This is a genomic window from Natrinema hispanicum, assembly GCF_004217335.1.
Lineage (GTDB): Archaea > Halobacteriota > Halobacteria > Halobacteriales > Natrialbaceae > Natrinema > Natrinema hispanicum.
This window is the reverse complement of the sequence record NZ_SHMP01000004.1, coordinates 180,889-199,190: the sequence shown is the minus strand read 5'-3', so window position 1 is coordinate 199,190 and position 18,302 is coordinate 180,889. Positions and strand designations below refer to the sequence as shown.

At 53.3% G+C, this 18,302-nt stretch carries 7 protein-coding genes, 2 tRNA genes, 3 rRNA genes and 2 pseudogenes; 12 read left to right on the top strand and 2 right to left on the bottom strand.

All coding sequences use genetic code 11. The annotated features are described in order from the left end of the window. Positions 1-951: 951 nt before the first annotated feature. Positions 952-1,824 (top strand): hypothetical protein, encoded by an 873-nt coding sequence (locus BDK88_RS08005; RefSeq protein ID WP_130499981.1) that lies wholly within the window; start codon positions 952-954, stop codon positions 1,822-1,824. Positions 1,825-2,442: 618 nt separating this feature from the next. Here BDK88_RS08005 and BDK88_RS22290 read toward each other — a convergent pair. Continuing rightward, a pseudogene (locus BDK88_RS22290) lies at positions 2,443-2,805 on the bottom strand (AAA family ATPase); the annotation flags it as partial. Between the two features lie 177 nt (positions 2,806-2,982). On the opposite strand from BDK88_RS22290, the gene BDK88_RS21120 reads away from it, so the two are divergent. From BDK88_RS21120 to BDK88_RS07960, 9 genes are all read left to right on the top strand, one after another. Next, entirely contained in the window at positions 2,983-3,153 is a 171-nt protein-coding gene (locus BDK88_RS21120) for a hypothetical protein (protein ID WP_165396927.1), read from the top strand. A gap of 1,082 nt (positions 3,154-4,235) precedes the next feature. Continuing rightward, positions 4,236-5,720, top strand: a complete 1,485-nt coding sequence (locus BDK88_RS07995) for a UvrD-helicase domain-containing protein (RefSeq protein WP_130499980.1) — start codon at positions 4,236-4,238, stop codon at positions 5,718-5,720. A gap of 23 nt (positions 5,721-5,743) precedes the next feature. Then, positions 5,744-6,916: an ISH3 family transposase gene (locus BDK88_RS07990; RefSeq protein WP_130499979.1), complete on the top strand. Its 1,173-nt coding sequence runs from the start codon at positions 5,744-5,746 to the stop codon at positions 6,914-6,916. Between the two features lie 91 nt (positions 6,917-7,007). Beyond that, positions 7,008-8,558, top strand: coding sequence for a 3'-5' exonuclease (locus BDK88_RS07985; RefSeq protein WP_338143220.1), 1,551 nt, complete (start codon positions 7,008-7,010; stop codon positions 8,556-8,558). Between the two features lie 500 nt (positions 8,559-9,058). Further along, positions 9,059-10,532 (top strand): 16S ribosomal RNA (locus tag BDK88_RS07980). A 139-nt stretch (positions 10,533-10,671) separates the two neighbouring features. Continuing rightward, positions 10,672-10,743 (top strand) — tRNA-Ala (locus BDK88_RS07975). 227 nt (positions 10,744-10,970) lie between these two features. Continuing rightward, positions 10,971-13,884: ribosomal RNA gene (locus BDK88_RS07970) — 23S ribosomal RNA — on the top strand. Positions 13,885-14,020: 136 nt separating this feature from the next. Beyond that, positions 14,021-14,142, top strand: a 5S ribosomal RNA gene (gene rrf, locus BDK88_RS07965). Together the 16S, 23S and 5S rRNA genes with 2 tRNA genes alongside form the textbook arrangement of a ribosomal RNA operon. Positions 14,143-14,321: 179 nt before the next feature. After that, positions 14,322-14,396: transfer RNA gene (locus BDK88_RS07960), tRNA-Met, on the top strand. 360 nt (positions 14,397-14,756) lie between these two features. Here the strand turns inward: BDK88_RS07960 and BDK88_RS07955 are convergent. Next, complete coding sequence (locus tag BDK88_RS07955; protein WP_130499977.1) at positions 14,757-15,926, bottom strand: ISH3 family transposase; 1,170 nt, start codon at positions 15,924-15,926, stop codon at positions 14,757-14,759. 1,128 nt (positions 15,927-17,054) lie between these two features. Here BDK88_RS07955 and BDK88_RS07950 point away from each other — a divergent pair. Together BDK88_RS07950 and BDK88_RS07945 are read left to right on the top strand one after the other, a co-directional pair. Next, complete coding sequence (locus BDK88_RS07950) at positions 17,055-17,204, top strand: rubrerythrin-like domain-containing protein (protein ID WP_130499976.1); 150 nt, start codon at positions 17,055-17,057, stop codon at positions 17,202-17,204. A 92-nt stretch (positions 17,205-17,296) separates the two neighbouring features. Further along, positions 17,297-18,086: pseudogene (locus BDK88_RS07945) on the top strand (Glu/Leu/Phe/Val family dehydrogenase); the annotation flags it as partial. Positions 18,087-18,302: the final 216 nt, after the last annotated feature.

Genomic DNA, 18,302 nt, shown 5'->3' with positions numbered 1-18,302 from the left:
GACCGACTCACGTTTCAGGGAGGGTGGCAGACTATGGTCGGATTCGCTGTAACGTTCGCAGTCGTGACTTCGATCTGAGTTCCGCTGACGACCGCGGTGGCTGATCTCTCGGCGTGGCATCAGTTAGCGACTGATAGCGATCAGCAGACTAGTTCTGAGTCTCTCTCGTCATGCGGTTTTCCCAGTAAGCTGTTTTCCTCATGAGGGTCTCCGAATATTTACGCTGATCCCTATGCGAAGGCTCGGAAGCAGGCCATCCATGGAGCTGACTGATCGAAGCCCAGCGGCGCGTGAGTGTATCTCTGAAATCTTACATAGTGTGGTTGAATGCCGTCTATACCGCAACACGTTTGCGGAAAATTAGCGTGGGTATAGAACCAGGAGAATTGGAAGTTAACTAGTTAAAGCCCTCTATAGCCTCTCTAAATGCCTCAGAAACACGGAGAAGAAAATAATTGTTTGGAGAATTATATAAGTGATCTACGATTTTTCTATTGGAATTTGGAATGGTAGTGTGGAAATCGCATGGCGTTGCGGGGGTGGCGATCCGATTTTCGGGTGAATTTGAGAGGTGTTCAATCGTGGTAATTGAAATCTGAAACGGCGGTGTTTAACCGGTCAAATTAAATTTGGAACGGTGGAGTGAAAATTGCAAGACGGCGCGGGGGTGATGTGCGGCATTTCTAGTTGTTCTCTTCGTTTCTAATTGGATTCTGGAATGGGTTCTTAGGAGTCCGTTCGTGCTTTCGCAGGGTGTTCCGCCAGGGTGGTAATGACGGTCTCTCCCTTTCGCAGGGTTTTCCGCTGGGGTAATGCGCGGGCCAGTTGTTTTTCGCAGGGGGTGTGGGAGAAAGAGATTGAAACTCTACAAGTTCCGCAAGGATTTCCGCTCCCCCCGCGAAGGCCCCTGCGAAAGCATTTACGTAACCCATCTATCGTTGGAAATGAAACATGGAACAGATAACGTTTGAGAATCTCGATTCGATCGGAGAATCCTCTGAGACTGCGACAGCGACCGACGGCAGGGAGTCCGCGTCCGAAACAGAGGCAGATACCGGAGTCCGATCCGATAACGAGACCGTTCCTCGGTTCCTCGCGGTAGCGACCGCAAAGGCTCGTACGTCGCTCGCGGATCCGATCCGAGCAGTCCTCAAATACGCCGCGGAGCGGGAGGGGTCAGCGATAGATTCCAGGGATCGAACCGAGTTCGTTACCGACGTCACAACTGGCACGAGCCAGTCCGCGCCCGTTGCTGCCCCCGGTGGAATCGTTACCTGGAGCGTTCGCCCAGATAGGTCCGCGGTTGATGCTGGGCTTGAGTTGCTTGATGACATGGAGGGCTTCGCAGTGGTGGTTGTTGACAAGATCGAGAGTCTCGGGGCGACTGCGGCGGACATGGAGGAACGAGCGTCGCGGATCCTCGATTCGAATGGTTGCGACTTGGTCCTTCTCGAATCAGGACTCCGCCTCGAAGCGGAGAGCGAGGCAGCGCGAGCGCACATCCGAACGCTTGCTGCGGTCGATCGTGCCGGGCTCGAAATACAGCGCGAGGCGACTGTTTCGGACCTTCGTGCGCGCGGCGTGGACCTGCCCTCGGGTGGGCGAGCTCCGCTGGGTTTCGAATGGCGAGATGGTGAACTCGTAACCTCGGATCGGTACTCTCGCGTGTGCTCGACGTTGGAACTCGTTAAGGAACGCGTCGAAGCGGAGTCTAATGATGTAGGGATCTCGAAGGGGAAAGCGGCGCGGCGTCTGGACACTTCACACCGCACTATCAATCGGTGCTTCGATGACCGGCCTGATCTGTACGGGCTCGACAATTAACCATCATATGCGGTCAAGGAACCATCTTACCCAAAATGTCCCAACTGAGATCGTAAGCAACAGAATGAATGTTAGCCGAAAGTACTCCATGTGCAAGAGACAAAAATGGAGCAGCGACGACGGTACTTGGAAGATCGGCCATCAACGAGATTCTGGCGTCAGTGACTCCCGGTCAGTTTCGTCGATCTGATTCAGTACACTTGTGCTACAGGGTCGCACCATCCAGATTTCATTGGATTCTGATCTACTATTTGAGTGAACTGCCACGGGCGCGGTGGCCCGTGGCTTCCCGTGGATTACTCTGTGATGAGTGGTGTGCGCGATTCTCAGGCGAAAAAAGACGGTTCTCTGGACGGTGACGTGGAACACTACCGTGTAACCGGTTCATGGTACACAACCATGGTACAGAATCGCGGTACTGGAACACGGTACAGTGTCTTAGTACGGTGATCGAGTCCTCCACGTTTCATTCTAGTGTTCCTATAAGTAGACCGTAAGCACGTCTTCACCCGTTAGAGCCCCAAATTGAGGTGATGAATGGAAAAATAGTAGTCCATGGGACGCTGTCGTGAACCGCTACCGTGAAACACAGATGCGATACACCAACGTGGTATCCTAGACGCGCTGAATTCGGGAAGGCAACGACTCGTCCTCCTCAACGAGGAACGGAAACTCGTCGATGACGACGATTGCGTCTTCCTCGCCGAGTGCTTCAAGAAGTGTTTCCCAGTCACGGCGGACGTTCCGCAGCGACGAGAACTGTGCGATTGAGGTGTCGACGAACTGTTCGAGCTGGTTCTGTGCCGTGGACTCAACCGCTTAGTAGTAGATAGCGTCGTCCTGATCAGCGATGGACTGGCGAACGAGCTCACTCTTACCGAGGCGACGGCGGCCGTAGATTACGACGAAATCCCCCATCTCGGACTCATAGCAGTCCGTGAGTTGATCGAGTTCGATGTCTCGATCAACGAATTGCTCCATACAGCCAGTAGCATCTCCGGCCAAATGGAATTCTCGATTTCAGAAATCACGATTTCCAAACGTGTGATTTCTTCTATAGGGAGAGGAGTTGAAGGCGAATGTCCCAGACGCTGTGAAACGGGACCCCAATCCTTTGCATGCCGTGGGATTTTCCGTCTCTATACCTCAGCACCATCTATGGCTGGATTGATCCAGCGAACGGCACAGGCGATCGATGATATGTGGCAGTCGATATGGCATGGGTCGAGTCGTGCCGAGAAAGCCGTGATCGCCATCGTACTTTTGCTCACCGGATTGGCCATTCCGGTGATCCCGATCGTTTGGATCGCCCGGATTATTGCCAGCTAATCAATGGAGCAGCGGGGCGAAATACGCACTGTCTATTCAACGAGATTCTGTCAACAACTCCGGTAGAGGAGGAACATATCTACGCTCCGTTCGGACACATAGCACAGTCCCATGGTACACTGACGTGGAACGCTACTGTGTATCCGGTCCGTGGAACACAGACGTGATACAGAATCATGGTTTTGTAACGCGGTACAGTATCTTGGTCTGCTGATCTGGTTCTGTCCGATGGTACGGTATCACGGTACTGGTACCCGTTACAGTCCCATCGGAACTGGCCTCAATACAGTACGGTGCAGACGTGAGTGTCCCAAGCTATATTCCAGGGTCATGGCTACAGCCAGCCAATTATATCGATTCTAGAGTGGTGAAATAATACCGGTTTGGTGAATTCTCTCTTCGCTTATAAAGAGAATGAGGCAATCTTTCTCGGAATGAGGGTTCTGGATGAATAGAACCATGGTTGACTTAAAGAATCTCGAAATTGGCGATCCCGGTTTGGTGCCTCTATTTGCCCACAACGAGCACTCACCTGGGTACGCTTAATCGAGTCGCAAATCGTTAGGATAGGTCGGGTGTCCCGCTAAGGCAATTAACTGGGTGTCTTTTTAACCTCCAGACCATAGTATCGCTCACACGGTCGAAAACCATGGTCTCAGCGAACGGGTAATTGAGTGAGCGGATAATTATCAGTGAGGGGAAGTATACCCTCTCACGGCAATGACCAGGGTTCGAATCCCTGTCGGAGCATTCTTCATTTCCGATCTATCTCCCGGCTAAACTATCCTATCACCACTTAGATTATCTATCACGGTGTGAAATAAACCTCGCTTATCATCGTCGGCTCGTTCTGATAGCGACAGGTTACTATCTCCTGTATAAGCTCGCTATCCTCCAATTCCCCTGCTAGGCGCTGCTCGAGTGTGCTGCAGCAGTGTTGCATCCGCTAGTGCTGTTGTCTATTTAGTTTACTTATAATTAATATAAATAAATAACAATTTGGTGAATAGAATAGCCCCCTTCTCGAATATATTCTGGTTTGAAAATACTTATTGTTTGAAGGTTCGTCGGGCAGCGTATCGATGAACCGGGTCTTGGCGTTTATCCGTGGGTTGTTCTCTTCAAGTTCTACGACTGGATCACTCGATCCAGAAGTAGTTCTTCAGGGTACTGATAGGGAAACAGGAGTCATTGAAACGACAAATAAGCTGATCAAATGGAAGAAACAATACACTGAGGAGTATACGGACTACCTCACGATCTACGAAGCTTTGAACAAATACGAGACTGCGTCTGAAGCATTAGCGCGATTGGAACCGTTGTTGGATGAAAGTGGCAGCTACGAAGAACAGGTTCTTGATGCAGCAAAGACATTGGAGGAGGATCTTCAAGCGGTATTGGAGTTCATAGAGCGTCGTTCCACGTACAATGCAGCGTGGATTGATCACATGAAAAAGAAGCACGGGTCTGAACTCAATGACTTCTTCGATGATCCGGACCACACCCATACACATCAACAGTTTCGGGCAATCTTCGCAAATGATAACTTTAATCGAGTGAATGCGGCTGCAGGGACCGGGAAGACAACCACATTCGGCCGCCGAGTCCACTTTATTCTCTCTGAATTTGACGACGTAGCTGCGAGTGACCTATTAGCGTTCACTTTCACTCGCAATGGACGTGACGAGATGCAGAAGGAACTTGAGGAGACGTTCGATATTACGGGTGTCGATGTTAGGACTATCAACTCATACAGCAAGTCGATAGCTGAGAAACAGTACAGCGATTTGGAATTTATCGTTGGCGAAGCCAAAACTACTGAAATTGCCCGGATATGGCGAGATATACAAGACGACGAGGAACTCGAAGCAACCTACGAATCCTTCATGAGTACGTGGAAGGATGATCGGTATGATCCGAACGACATCGATGTTGTGGACGGAGTCTATGAGTCACATGCGGCGAAATCGACGGTAACGATACAAGGAGAAGAGGTTCAGTTAGACGCCATTCCTGAGGAAGGAATTGCCCACAAGTCGATTGCACAACTTCTTACGACGCTCGGATTAGAGTACGATTATCAAACGCATATTGAATGGGCCTCATCTCCATCTGATGGATCCATTTTAGATTTTGAGCTCGTCGAACCTGTGCAGGGAGAGCGCCTCTATATTCAGTACTGCACTTCTGAAGAGACCCGTGAAGATCGACCTCAGTATCGGAATATTCACAGTGAACGACCCGAGACGATACGCCGACTCTTCACCTCGAATCCGAAACTGGAGAATGATCCTGAAGGCAAGACAGTCATTGTTCTTGACGGCGAGAACCTTCTTGATCGCCCGAGCGATGACTTAAATTGGAAGCGAAAACAAACCAAGGTTCGGTTTGCTAATGCTGTCCAGACAACCCTCGAAAATGAACTTCAACAGGTGGGTATCGACCTTTCCAATCGCTTGAGTGGCCGCGATCTCAAAGACTACGTATACGACAGGAAGGTTCTCTACCACGATATTCGGTACTTCCCGACTGGTGTAAGAGCTGGAGCTAAAGCGTTGGTCTCATGAGGAAGATGTCTGGTTGAGTGAATGTGTTCAGTATCCCTCAGCCAGACGGTGTTCTTTCGGATTCGGACGTGAAAGATTTAGCGGAAGACGTCATCTGCCAGCTCCCCTTGCCAGGGATCGAGGGCTCGCCCCTCGATCCCGGCGATATCTGGGCTGTTGTCATTCTTGCAGCAGTCAATCAGACGTCCGTCTGGGAGACGTGCAAGGACAACGACAACGCTGCCTGTGATGATACTGTCATGGACTGGCTCCATACGCTCAACCGAGAGTGGCTTGAGCGGGTTGCTAACCGCTTTCTCTGGGAGTTAGCGATGACGATCCTCGACCCTGATCGGTCGAGGATCGTCTCCATTGACTTCGTCGATAACCCCTACCACGGAACGTACGCCGATAAAGAAGGTGAACTCTGCCGCATGCACGCGAAAGACGGAACAACGACGTGCCACCGGTACTGCACGGCGTATCTCGTCTCGAACGGAAAGCCAGTGACGTTGGCGATGACGTACGTCCGTAGCGATGAGAAAGAGGCCGACGCGGTCGAGCGCGTCCTCGACCGCGTCGAGGCCTATCCCTTCGAGATAGAGCTTCTGTTGGCTGATCGTGGCTTCTACAACGAACGTATCCTGCGTCGTTCTCAGGAGATTGCTGCGACTGTCGTTCCCGTCCAAAAGAAGGGAGAACGCATGAAGGAAAAGTTGGACACGCACCGTTCGTACATGACAACCTATCGGATGTACAAAGACCGCGAGCGGGAACTAGAATTCCCGCTCGCGGTCGCTGTGTCCTATCACGCTGGAGATCGAGGGAAAAGCGGGGAGGTTGTGCGAGGGTATGTGGCGTGCGATATGGCTGATCGCACGCCCAAGCAGGTCGAACAGCTGTACCGGAAACGATCAGCGATTGAAACAAGCTACCGGGTGTTTCGCCAAGCACGAGTGGTAACGACGACACAAGATCCAGTCGTCCGCTTTGCATTCGTCTTGGTCGGGTTCTTGCTGGAGAACCTCTGGCTCGTGCTTCGGTGGGCGGTCGTCGCCCGCCCACGTCGGGGCGGGCGCGACCTCCCCCAGGAATTCACGTTCAAGACCTTCTCTGACTGGATTAGACATGCATTGGAAGAAGAGCTAGAACGGCGCTGGGAGATCAAGATGAACGGCGTCGGTGTGCCAGAAACGTATGCATCGGCCGCGGGCTGACGCCAGCCCGCGGCCTTGGGCAGGCACCTGACGAGCAACAGCATTCGTCTAAAACGGCGTATCTCAGCTTTCTCAGTTCGGTTCTCTCCATCTGTGGACTCTGTTTCTCCTACACTCAGCTACCACACCAGCGTTCACTCCGATCATCCGAGACTCAGCACAGCTCACGAAGCGACGCTCGGGAAGTACCGATATTGTAGAGAAGGTCTCTGAGTTCATCAACCAAGCTCGCGTTCGTGAGTGGAACCCCGTTCAGACAAAAAATGAGGTTGAATCACATCTCAAAGAAGGCGAAGATTTGGATGAGGGTGTTGAGGAATTTGCGCGACTCTCGATTGCAGCCTACAGGGAATTCAATGAAGTGTTTGATAATAGGACAAAGACTGATTTCCATGGGTCAGTAGTACTTACTAGAGACCTCATTCGAGAGGGGGATGTTGACGAGAACAACTTGTATTCGTATCTCTTCGTCGACGAGATGCAGGATTTGAACCGAGTGCAGTTCGGCGTAGTCAAGGAACTCGCCAAACAGCGACAGGATGTAAGGACTTTCGGCGTTGGCGACGACTGGCAGAGTATCTTCGGGTTCCAAGGTGCTCGGCCGGATCTATTCATCAACTTCGGAGACGAGCTCGATGCCGATGAATACGATGAGATTGACACAGCACCTGAAGAAATCTTTACAGATGACAACCCACTATTAGCGGATTTTGACGCTTTCGAAGATACTCGACTCGAAAATAATTATCGGTGTCCTGAATCAGTTGTCAATGCGAGCAACGCCTTGATCGAGAATAACGAGATCCGAACTGAAAAAGAACCATCCGGTCTACCGGGTGGTGATCCCGTTCAGATCCACCACTTGGGTTGTGACACATTTGAGCACAAACTTAATCAGTCGATGGAGCGTAAGATAAAATCGTTAATTCGGGAATCCCCGTATTCACCTGAAGAAACTCAGGTGCTTCTCCGACAGAAAGATGGTGACCCATCCTTCTACTACTCCCTCAAAAAATCACTTCCAGATAGTGTTGACATACGTACTGCTCACGATTCAAAAGGGTCTGAAGCAGAACATGTTCTCATCCCGAAGGTCGTTCAAAACCACGGATATCCTAGCCTTCAGGGGGATAAGTGGGTTGACCCAGTCAAACAGCCACCCGAAATCTATGAGGAACACAAAGCTAGTTACCAATTGGAAGAAGAACGCCGCTTATTCTATGTCGCTCTCACACGATCAAAGTCGCGATTGGATGTGTTGACCGTTCAGGGAGCAGAGTCTGTCTTCATCAACGAACTTCCTGACTCACACTGTGAGCATCTTAGGCCGCTCCCACAAGCCGAGTTAAACGAAATTGAAACTAATAGAGAAATCCGCAAGTCCCTCAGTGGGCGTGTCATCGCGAAAAATAGTAAAAACTTCGCTACGTTTGATTGGGATGGTCGTGGACTCGTCGATCTGAATCTCTATGATGCAACTGCCGCTCAAAAGCGCATGATCGAGAAATTTGAGCAGAATGGTGAAACGTTGACCCTTAAAAACTGTGGGATTCAGTATCGGGATTCGTATGGTGAAGAGACAAATGGATCACAACGGTTACAACTTCAGCTAGATGACGAGGTTGAGATAAGTAATGGCTGATAGCTTTTATTCTCAATCTGATTATCTACCAATGGTAAACTGGTCTTGTGAATGTCAGTAGATTACGATATATACGGACGCTATCAATTTAGACCATTCTCTTCTGTGTAGCACATTATTGATTTCTGAACGTTGTTTGGATATCTCGTTTGAGTATTTTCGAACAAACCGCTCGATTAATTCTATGATTCAATAACAATCTGCTTCACAAGAACGAAATTTATAGTCGTATCCCTATCTGACAGGCCGTGTGGTATTAACTACCTTTGAAGGGTGGGGTCCGTAGGCCTTAAGTAGTGTTCGGCGATTCTGATTTAGTACGACGAAGATGAGGACCCCGCCCCTGCGGTCCGCCGTACAGACGGGTTCTGATGTTAGCCTTGGTAGTTCGGTGACGCCCGATCGGTCGTTCGATCTGCGTCAGCGAACGTGTGGACCCATGTGTGAGTGTATTTACATTCACCGCCAACTCCCCCAGCCTTGCTGGGGAAGAGCATTTCATTCCGGTTGATCCTGCCGGAGGTCATTGCTATTGGAGTCCGATTTAGCCATGCTAGTTGCACGAGTTTAGACTCGTAGCAGATAGCTCAGTAACACGTGGCCAAACTACCCTATGGATCCGGACAACCTCGGGAAACTGAGGCTAATCCGGAATACGGCTCTCAGCCTGGAAGTGGCGAGAGTCAGAAACGCTCCGGCGCCATAGGATGTGGCTGCGGCCGATTAGGTAGACGGTGGGGTAACGGCCCACCGTGCCCATAATCGGTACGGGTTGTGAGAGCAAGAGCCCGGAGACGGTATCTGAGACAAGATACCGGGCCCTACGGGGCGCAGCAGGCGCGAAACCTTTACACTGCACGAAAGTGCGATAAGGGGACTCCAAGTGCGAGGGCATATAGTCCTCGCTTTTCACCACCGTAAGGAGGTGGTAGAATAAGTGCTGGGCAAGACCGGTGCCAGCCGCCGCGGTAATACCGGCAGCACGAGTGATGACCGCTCTTATTGGGCCTAAAGCGTCCGTAGCTGGCCACGCAAGTCTATCGGGAAATCCGCGCGCTCAACGCGCGGGCGTCCGGTGGAAACTGCGTGGCTTGGGACCGGAAGATCCAGAGGGTACGTCCGGGGTAGGAGTGAAATCCCGTAATCCTGGACGGACCACCGGTGGCGAAAGCGCTCTGGAAAGACGGATCCGACGGTGAGGGACGAAAGCTCGGGTCACGAACCGGATTAGATACCCGGGTAGTCCGAGCTGTAAACGATGTCTGCTAGGTGTGCCACAGGCTACGAGCCTGTGGTGTGCCGTAGGGAAGCCGTGAAGCAGACCGCCTGGGAAGTACGTCCGCAAGGATGAAACTTAAAGGAATTGGCGGGGGAGCACTACAACCGGAGGAGCCTGCGGTTTAATTGGACTCAACGCCGGACATCTCACCAGCATCGACAATGTGCAGTGAAGGTCAGGTTGATGACCTTACTGGAGCCATTGAGAGGAGGTGCATGGCCGCCGTCAGCTCGTACCGTGAGGCGTCCTGTTAAGTCAGGCAACGAGCGAGACCCGCACTCCTAATTGCCAGCAACACCCTCGTGGTGGTTGGGTACATTAGGAGGACTGCCAGTGCCAAACTGGAGGAAGGAACGGGCAACGGTAGGTCAGTATGCCCCGAATGTGCTGGGCGACACGCGGGCTACAATGGCCGAGACAGTGGGATGCAACCCCGAAAGGGGACGCTAATCTCCGAAACTCGGTCGTAGTTCGGATTGAGGACTGAAACTCGTCCTCATGAAGCTGGATTCGGTAGTAATCGCGCCTCAGAAGGGCGCGGTGAATACGTCCCTGCTCCTTGCACACACCGCCCGTCAAAGCACCCGAGTGGGGTCCGGATGAGGCCTCGATTCCGAGGTCGAATCTGGGCTCCGCAAGGGGGCTTAAGTCGTAACAAGGTAGCCGTAGGGGAATCTGCGGCTGGATCACCTCCACAGACCGGGACTGGGGCGTTGCCCCAGCCCACCTTAGCGGTATTCCGCACGTTCGATCGCGCCGTTTGGCCGATCGGGCACCTTTGAACTACCAAGGCTAACACAATCTCTCTGTCCACCCTCTCTTAGGGGTGGACGTGGGCCCATAGCTCAGTGGGAGAGTGCCTCCTTTGCAAGGAGGATGCCCAGGGTTCGAATCCCTGTGGGTCCATGCTTCGTACTTGATCGCCGAATCCGTGCCCTTAAGTGGGAGACGGAACTTCGATTGAGTACGACCGAACCGATGCACCAGCCCGCGTAAGTGTGGCTGGGAAGGGTTAATGCAGGCCAGCTGTCTACTGGCGTGCAGATGAGACCGTGTGTACGTGTAGTCCAGGCGTCCACTGGACCCGTTCCCGGGTCACTCAACGTTGCGACTCTGTCGCAACGCCGATCCGATGAACGTGGCTACTGTGCCAGCTGGTGGATCGCTCGGCTTGAGAGCTGAAGAAGGACGTGCCAAGCTGCGATAAGCCTGAGGGAGCCGCACGGAGGCAAAGAACTCAGGATCTCCGAATGGGAATCCCCACCACAATTGCTTCGCGCAATGGGGAACGCCGGGAATTGAAACATCTCAGTACCGGCAGGAAAAGAAAGCAAACGCGATGTCGTTAGTAAGGGCGACTGAACGCGACACAGTCCAAACCGAAGCCTTCGGGCAATGTGGTGTTCGGACTGACTCTCATCAGCCGAAACTCTTCGCGAAGTCTCTTGGAACAGAGCACGAAACAGGGTGACAGTCCCGTACCGAAGACGAGTACGCTGTGCGTCAGCTCCAGAGTATCGGGGGTTGGATATCCCTCGTGAAGATCGCGGGCATCGACCGCGAAGACTAAACACTCCTCAAGACCGATAGCGAACAAGTAGCGTGAGCGAACGCTGAAAAGCACCCCACAAAGGGAGGTGCAATAGGGCGTGAAATCAGTTGGCGATGGAGCGACAGAGCACACAAGGTCCCGGACAAAACGACCGCAGCGCGAGCTGCTAGTAGGAAGTTTGGGAAGCCGGTGTTCTGTCGTACGTTTTGAAAAACGAACCAGGGAGTGTGCCTGTTTGACGAGTCTAACTCGATTATCGAGGAAGGCGTAGGGAAACCGACATGGCCGCAGCATTGCGAGGGCCGCCGTGTTCAAGCGCGGGGAGTCAAACGGGCACGACCCGAAACCGGACGATCTAGGCGTGGACAAGGTGAAGCGTGCCGAAAGGCACGTGGAGGCCTGTTAGAGTTGGTGTCCTACAATACCCTCTCGTGATCTACGTCTAGGGGTGAAAGGCCCATCGAGTCCGGAAACAGCTGGTTCCAACCGAAAGATGTCGAAGCATCACCTCTGCCGAGGTAGTTCGTGGGGTAGAGCGACGGATTGGGGGACCGCACTCCGAGAGGAGTGCGCCCCCCTGTCCAACTCCGAACCTACGAACGCCGCTTGACGCAGGGAGTCCGGTGCACGGGGTAAGCCTGTGTACCGTGAGGGAGACAACCCAGAGCTGGGTTAAGGTCCCCAAGTGTGGATTAAGTGCGATCGAAGGTGGTCTCAAGCCCTAGACAGCCGGGAGGTGAGCTTAGAAGCAGCTACCCTCTAAGAAAAGCGTAACAGCTTACCGGCCGAGGTTTGAGGCGCCCAAAATGATCGGGGCTCAAATCCACCACCGAGACCTAGCGGCACCAGTAACATGGTGATCCCGTAGGTTGGCGTTCTGTTCGGGTGGAAGCACGGAAGAGATTTCGTGTGGACCGTTCAGTAACGAAAATCCTGGTCATAGTAGCAGCGTGAGTCGGGTGAGACCCCCGACGGCCGAACGAGTAAGGGTTCCTCAGCACTGCTGATCAGCTGAGGGTTAGCCGGTCCTAAGTCAGCCCGTAAGTCGAAGCTGACAACAGGGAAATAGGTTAATATTCCTATGCCAGTGTGCACTCAAAGCCAACGCTTTGGGGCCGCCTGAGCCGGGCCTTCGCCCGGTCGAACAGTCGAAAATCGTGGAAGCCGTAATGGCACGAAGCGATTGAATGGCTGGATAGCGCAAGTCAGGTCAACCGAGAGCCCGTGAAAAGGTGAGCACACTGTCCGTACCGAGATCCGACACAGGTACTCGTGGCGGCGAAAGCCAAGGTCTGTCGGGAGCAACCGACGTTAGGGAATTCGGCAAGTTAGTCCCGTACGTTCGCAATAAGGGATGCCTGCCCTGTTAGGGGCAGGTCGCAGTGACTCGGGCGCTCCGACTGTCTAGTAACAACATAGGTGACCGCAAATCCGCAAGGACTCGTACGGTCACTGAATCCTGCCCAGTGCAGGTATCTGAACACCCCGTACAAGGGGACGAAGGACCTGTTAACGGCGGGGGTAACTATGACCCTCTTAAGGTAGCGTAGTACCTTGCCGCTTTAGTAGCGGCTTGCATGAATGGATCAACGAGAGCGCCACTGTCCCAACGTTGGGCCCGGTGAACTGTACGTTCCAGTGCGGAGTCTGGAGACCCCCAAGGGGAAGCGAAGACCCTATAGAGCTTTACTGCAGGCTGTCACTGAGACGTGGTCGCCATTGTGCAGCATAGGTAGGAGCCGGTACACAGGTACCCGCGCTAGCGGGCCACCGAGGCAGCATTGAAATACTACCCGATGGTGACTGCGACTCTCACTCCTGGCGGAGGACACTGGTAGCCGGGCAGTTTGACTGGGGCGGTACGCGCTTGAAAAGATATCGAGCGCGCCCCAAGATTTCCTCACCCGCGTCGGAGACGCGGGAAAGAGCGCAAGAGCATACGGAAGTCTGACAGTGTCCGGCACAACGACGGACGCTGACGCGAAAGCGTGGTCTAGCGAACCAATTAGGCTGCTTGATGCGGCCAATTGCTGACAGAAAAGCTACCTTAGGGATAACAGAGTCGTCACCCGCAAGAGCACATATCGACCGGGTGGCTTGCTACCTCGATGTCGGTTCCCTCCATCCTGCCCGTGCAGAAGCGGGCAAGGGTGAGGTTGTTCGCCTATTAAAGGAGGTCGTGAGCTGGGTTTAGACCGTCGTGAGACAGGTCGGCTGCTATCTATTGGGGGTGTTACGGTATCTGACGGGAACGTTCGTATAGTACGAGAGGAACTACGAATGGGTGCCACTGGTGTACCAGCTGTTCGAAAGAGCACGTGCTGGGCAGCCACGCACCACGGGGTAAGAGCTGAACGCATCTAAGCTCGAAACCCACCTGGAAAAGAGATACCACTGAGGCCACTCGTAGAAGACGAGATCGATAGACTCGGGATGTACGCACCAAGGCAACGAGGTGTTGAGTCCGCGAGCACTAATTGGCCAAGCCACACACTCATAACTACAATTATAACGCATTGGATCCGTGACGCGGTGAACGGGTCCGGACGCAAACTGGACTACACGTACATGACGGTCTTGGACACACCACCGATTACGGTTTGACGACGGTTCGAGTCCGTCGGTCGGCGTTACGGCGGCCACAGCGGCGAGGTGCCTCCCGTACCCATCCCGAACACGGAAGATAAGCTCGCCTGCGTATCGGCAAGTACTGGAGTGGGCGACCCTCTGGGAACGTCGATTTGCCGCCTCCACTCATACTCCTATCCAACGAGTAACTACGACTAGTAGTTCTCTATTCCTCCAGGATTTCACAGATAGTAGATGAGGTTGAGACTGAATCCGGCCAGACTATTCGATAACTGCACTGGAATATGCCAGCGACAGCACCCAGATAGCAATCCTTAATGATGGTCGGCAGAGACGGCTAGACAGCGGGATGGGATAGCCAGGAGATTCCGGCGGGCTCATAACCCGCAGACCAGTAGTTCAAATCTACTTCCCGCTATTTCTTGACTTTGAGAAACTTCTATGCGACTTGGTCGGTAAGTCCCACGGTCATCGGACCAGTCGTATGGGTCCAGTTGATGCAGCAGTCTCTACGTAGATCTTGACGGCATGGTCGGTGAACTCTCACTCCCCGCCGATGAGTTAATACTGATTACCAACTTCTTAGACAGGCCCAGTACCTCACAAAGCATCCTCAGCAAACTAACGCTGGAGCGTGAGTTACTAGCGAACCAGAGCTCGAATTCGCACTCTGAAGATCTACTCCATAACGAGAGATAGGAGGTCGTTGCAGTCGGCGGCTGAACGCCGCCGACGCGACAGCGTTGCCACTGATCGCCAGGGTAAGATCGGTCACTAGTTACCGGTGGAACCGGTCGTCCGGTGGCCGATTCGCGGGGACGGCCCGACGCACCGCAAGGGCCGTCCACGCTGCCCGTGTCACCATGTCGACGAACTCTTCGAAAGGCCACCACCAGAGGCGACGCCCGCCTCGGCGGGGCGTCGCCACATACTCCCAGTGCAAGTACCGCCAGACGTTCTGAATCAGGAGACTGAGCACGACAAATAACAGCCGTCTCGTAGGATCTTGCGTCGTCGTCGAGATGATTGTTGACTCGGAGAGACGGTAGCTCGCTTCGATCCCGAACCGTTTGCTGTAATGGGATCGAGCCTGTCGAGGTTCATCGACAAACGGCGCGTCGACGGCGTAGCCGTGACGCGCCACCCCGTGCTCACCGTATCGACCGTTCTTGTAGGTACAGTCGATCATCACTGGAAACTCGACAGTCCACTCGTACTCGCCGTAGGACGTCGTGAGATCGTGAGTGATCTCACGACTCCAACCGGTGCTGAGTTCGTTCTTGATCTTGCTGCCCCACTTGATTACTGGAACGATGTACGCGAAATTGTGTGCTTGGAGCAATGTGAGACACTTGCCGTCGTAGAAGCCGCTATCGAGATATACCGCTTTAACGTCGAAATCGAAGTTGTTGAGCAATCCTAGAAACTCTGCGAGGACATCGCTGGCGGTGTCGCCGTCGGTGAGACGGCGCACCGCCAAGGTGTAGCGCTTGTTGTTCACACGGGCGTAGAGTGTGGCGTAAGCATGGAACGCAGTTGTTCCTGCTTTGGCCTCACTGTAGTAGAGGCCGTCAGTCTCGTCTTTGTCACCATAGTAGGGTCGCAGGTGGAGGTCAGCGACGACCTCCACCTGCTGGGGGAGTGTTTCAAGGATATCCTGTTGGAGAAGCGTGTTCCCCGTAGATTCGACAGTTTCGAGGTCAAACTTGGAACGGAGGTGGTAGAGGACGTCATTGGCAGAGGGAGCGTCTTTGCTCTCCTTACAGAGTGAGGAGATCGAGGTCCCGTCGGCGGTCGCGCCGACGAGGACCTCGAAAATGTCCTCTGGGTCGATTTCAGCGTTCTCACCGAGGTCAAGAGTAAACGCGCCGGTGAGAACGTTGACGAGAAAGTTAAGAAGTTGGTCCTCGTGGATTTCACTGTCTGCTTGCTGCTGTTTGCTAGGCACATTCACAGCAAGCAGACGTTCTAACTAAGCGGCTTTGTGAAGTACTGAGGCCCCTGACTTCGCGGTCAGTTCACGCGCTGAACCATGTCCGGTTTCTCGAGGCTCCAGTTGAGTTTTATGTCTCGAGTTGGTGCGAATGATTTCGTCATCGTCTTCAGCCAACTGAGAGCGCAGAAAGCAGACGTCAGAGGCTGACGTTTTACCGGCAGATGATCTCGAGGAGCGTTTTCAGTCGAGCAGCCAGTGACAGATTGCTTGCCCGCCGGACTGAAGATTCAAATATCGCGCTCGGCAGTTCACTACTGGCAGAAAGGGCGGAAGCCAACAACAGATATTTGACGAAGAGTAATATTACGGCTTCGGTTGTGGAAAGCCCGTCACACCTATTTGATTGTATCTCCCGGTAGCCCCAATCAGTACGACTGGTTAGTGGGTCGATAGAAATATACACGGGCGAAAACCTCAATTTGGACTCGAACGGGAGCACGTTTCTACAGCCCTTCGGCCTGGGTATCTCCAGTTCACGAATCTCGCTTACGCGAGATCCGTTACTGAGCCTTCTCACTTGGCCACCATGGTGGTCAAGTTATGGGCCGTGTTGGTCTCCTTGGAGGCGTTCACCTTGTTTCCGTGTTACCGGAGCCTTGGTTATACCTCTAACTCGACTTTTCCTGCCCTGTATGGACGTTCGAGTCGAGTCGTCCGGTGAATCCTCGTGGCTTCGCCCGACATTTCATGCTATGGTGTCCCGTGGCATAAGTCTTTGTAAGTACAAGATGGCTACTATGTTCAGACGAATCCCTACGTTCGGTCTCACATCTTATGGTATCCGATGAGAGGATAACCGACTCCGATCCACCAGTGCGCTGCTGCGGTTGGATATCCACGATCGCGAGCACGTCTGCTTACAGCGCTATCGCGCAGAAGATCACCGAGAGAAAGTGACGTGATTTCATGCAGGATATACGAGATCGCTGCTGACCGGGATGAGTTTCAGTTGTTCGACCGCAACCGATCGTCCCTGATGCTGAACATCAGTCGGTCGAAGGCACCTATAACGCCATTATATGTGTTTATAGTACATTAATTCCTAATATTTATACGACTGTCGAACGATCAGTAACATGTATGTACGACATCAAGGGTGGTTCTGATACTGCATCGACATACGAGTGTCTGATTTGTGGCGAGATTATTACCTCTGATGCCCGAGCCGAGAAATGCGCTCGTTGTGGGCGTACGAACACCTTCCAAAATCGGGCTCTGTCGCTCGAATAACCGCTATCTCCTCAAACGTAAGGGATGTCATCTAATACATCCCCAACGACAGTCGAAAGTACGGTTTCTCAGCCAGACGACGGTCGGAAGCCATGCCAGCAGTTGCAACGGCTCGACAATACCTCGAGCACGCTGCAACGCGCCTCGATGTCGATCCGAACAGTACTGAATGCCTCAAACACCCGGCAGCCATCCACGAGGTAACGGTCCCGTCCGAAAAAGCGTCTTACCAGGCGATTCGCGGACGAAATCCGGGACACGATCGGGCCGAACAAAGACATCCCTGCACCCGATATGGGGACCGATTCCAAGACGATGTCGTGGATCATAGACACCTGCAGCAGACAAGAGGCAGAGACGATCCGGATGTTGTAACTGAGAAACCAGTCATCGGGGCAGTTTGGGCGCGAGGAACGCTGGGACGGAGCGTCGCACTCACTGCTCGCAAAGCCAGTGACTACGACGACGATCCGCTCGAGGAGACGGCCGTTGCCGTCTGAGGTTCGGGAGTGGTGGTGCGAACGCGACCCGTCTGCTCGACGAGTAGGGTGCGACCGTCGTCGCGGTCAGTGACGTCAACGGAGCGGCCTACAACCCAGCGGGGCTCGATCCGCATACGATCCTGTCACACGATGAGGAGCCCGAGGCTGTCACCGACTACGCCGATGAGACGATCGATACCGACGAACTGCTCACGTTAGACGTTGATCTTCTCATTCCCGCAGCCATTGGTGACGTTTACCGAAGCTCTCCTACGTCAAGTGGCTCCAAGATATCAATCGGCGGTCGTGGTCGCTCGAGGAAGGACAGGACGGACTCGACAAAGAATTGCTGTCCACATGGAATGACGTTCGGGGCGAGGTCGAAACGAGAGATGTGACGTGACGAGATGCGGCATACACCGTGGCACTCTCGCGGTTGGTTGACGCGTCGGTCACATGGACAGCTAGTTAGCGGTCGAGTTACAGGATCTCCAATCGACGACGAAAACGAATCGTATCAACAGCGGCGTAATAGTGTGTGATAGTACGATACCGTGCGAGCACGCCCGGTAACTCTGTTTTGAATGGCGGATAGTTTCGGACAGGAAGCCTGAAT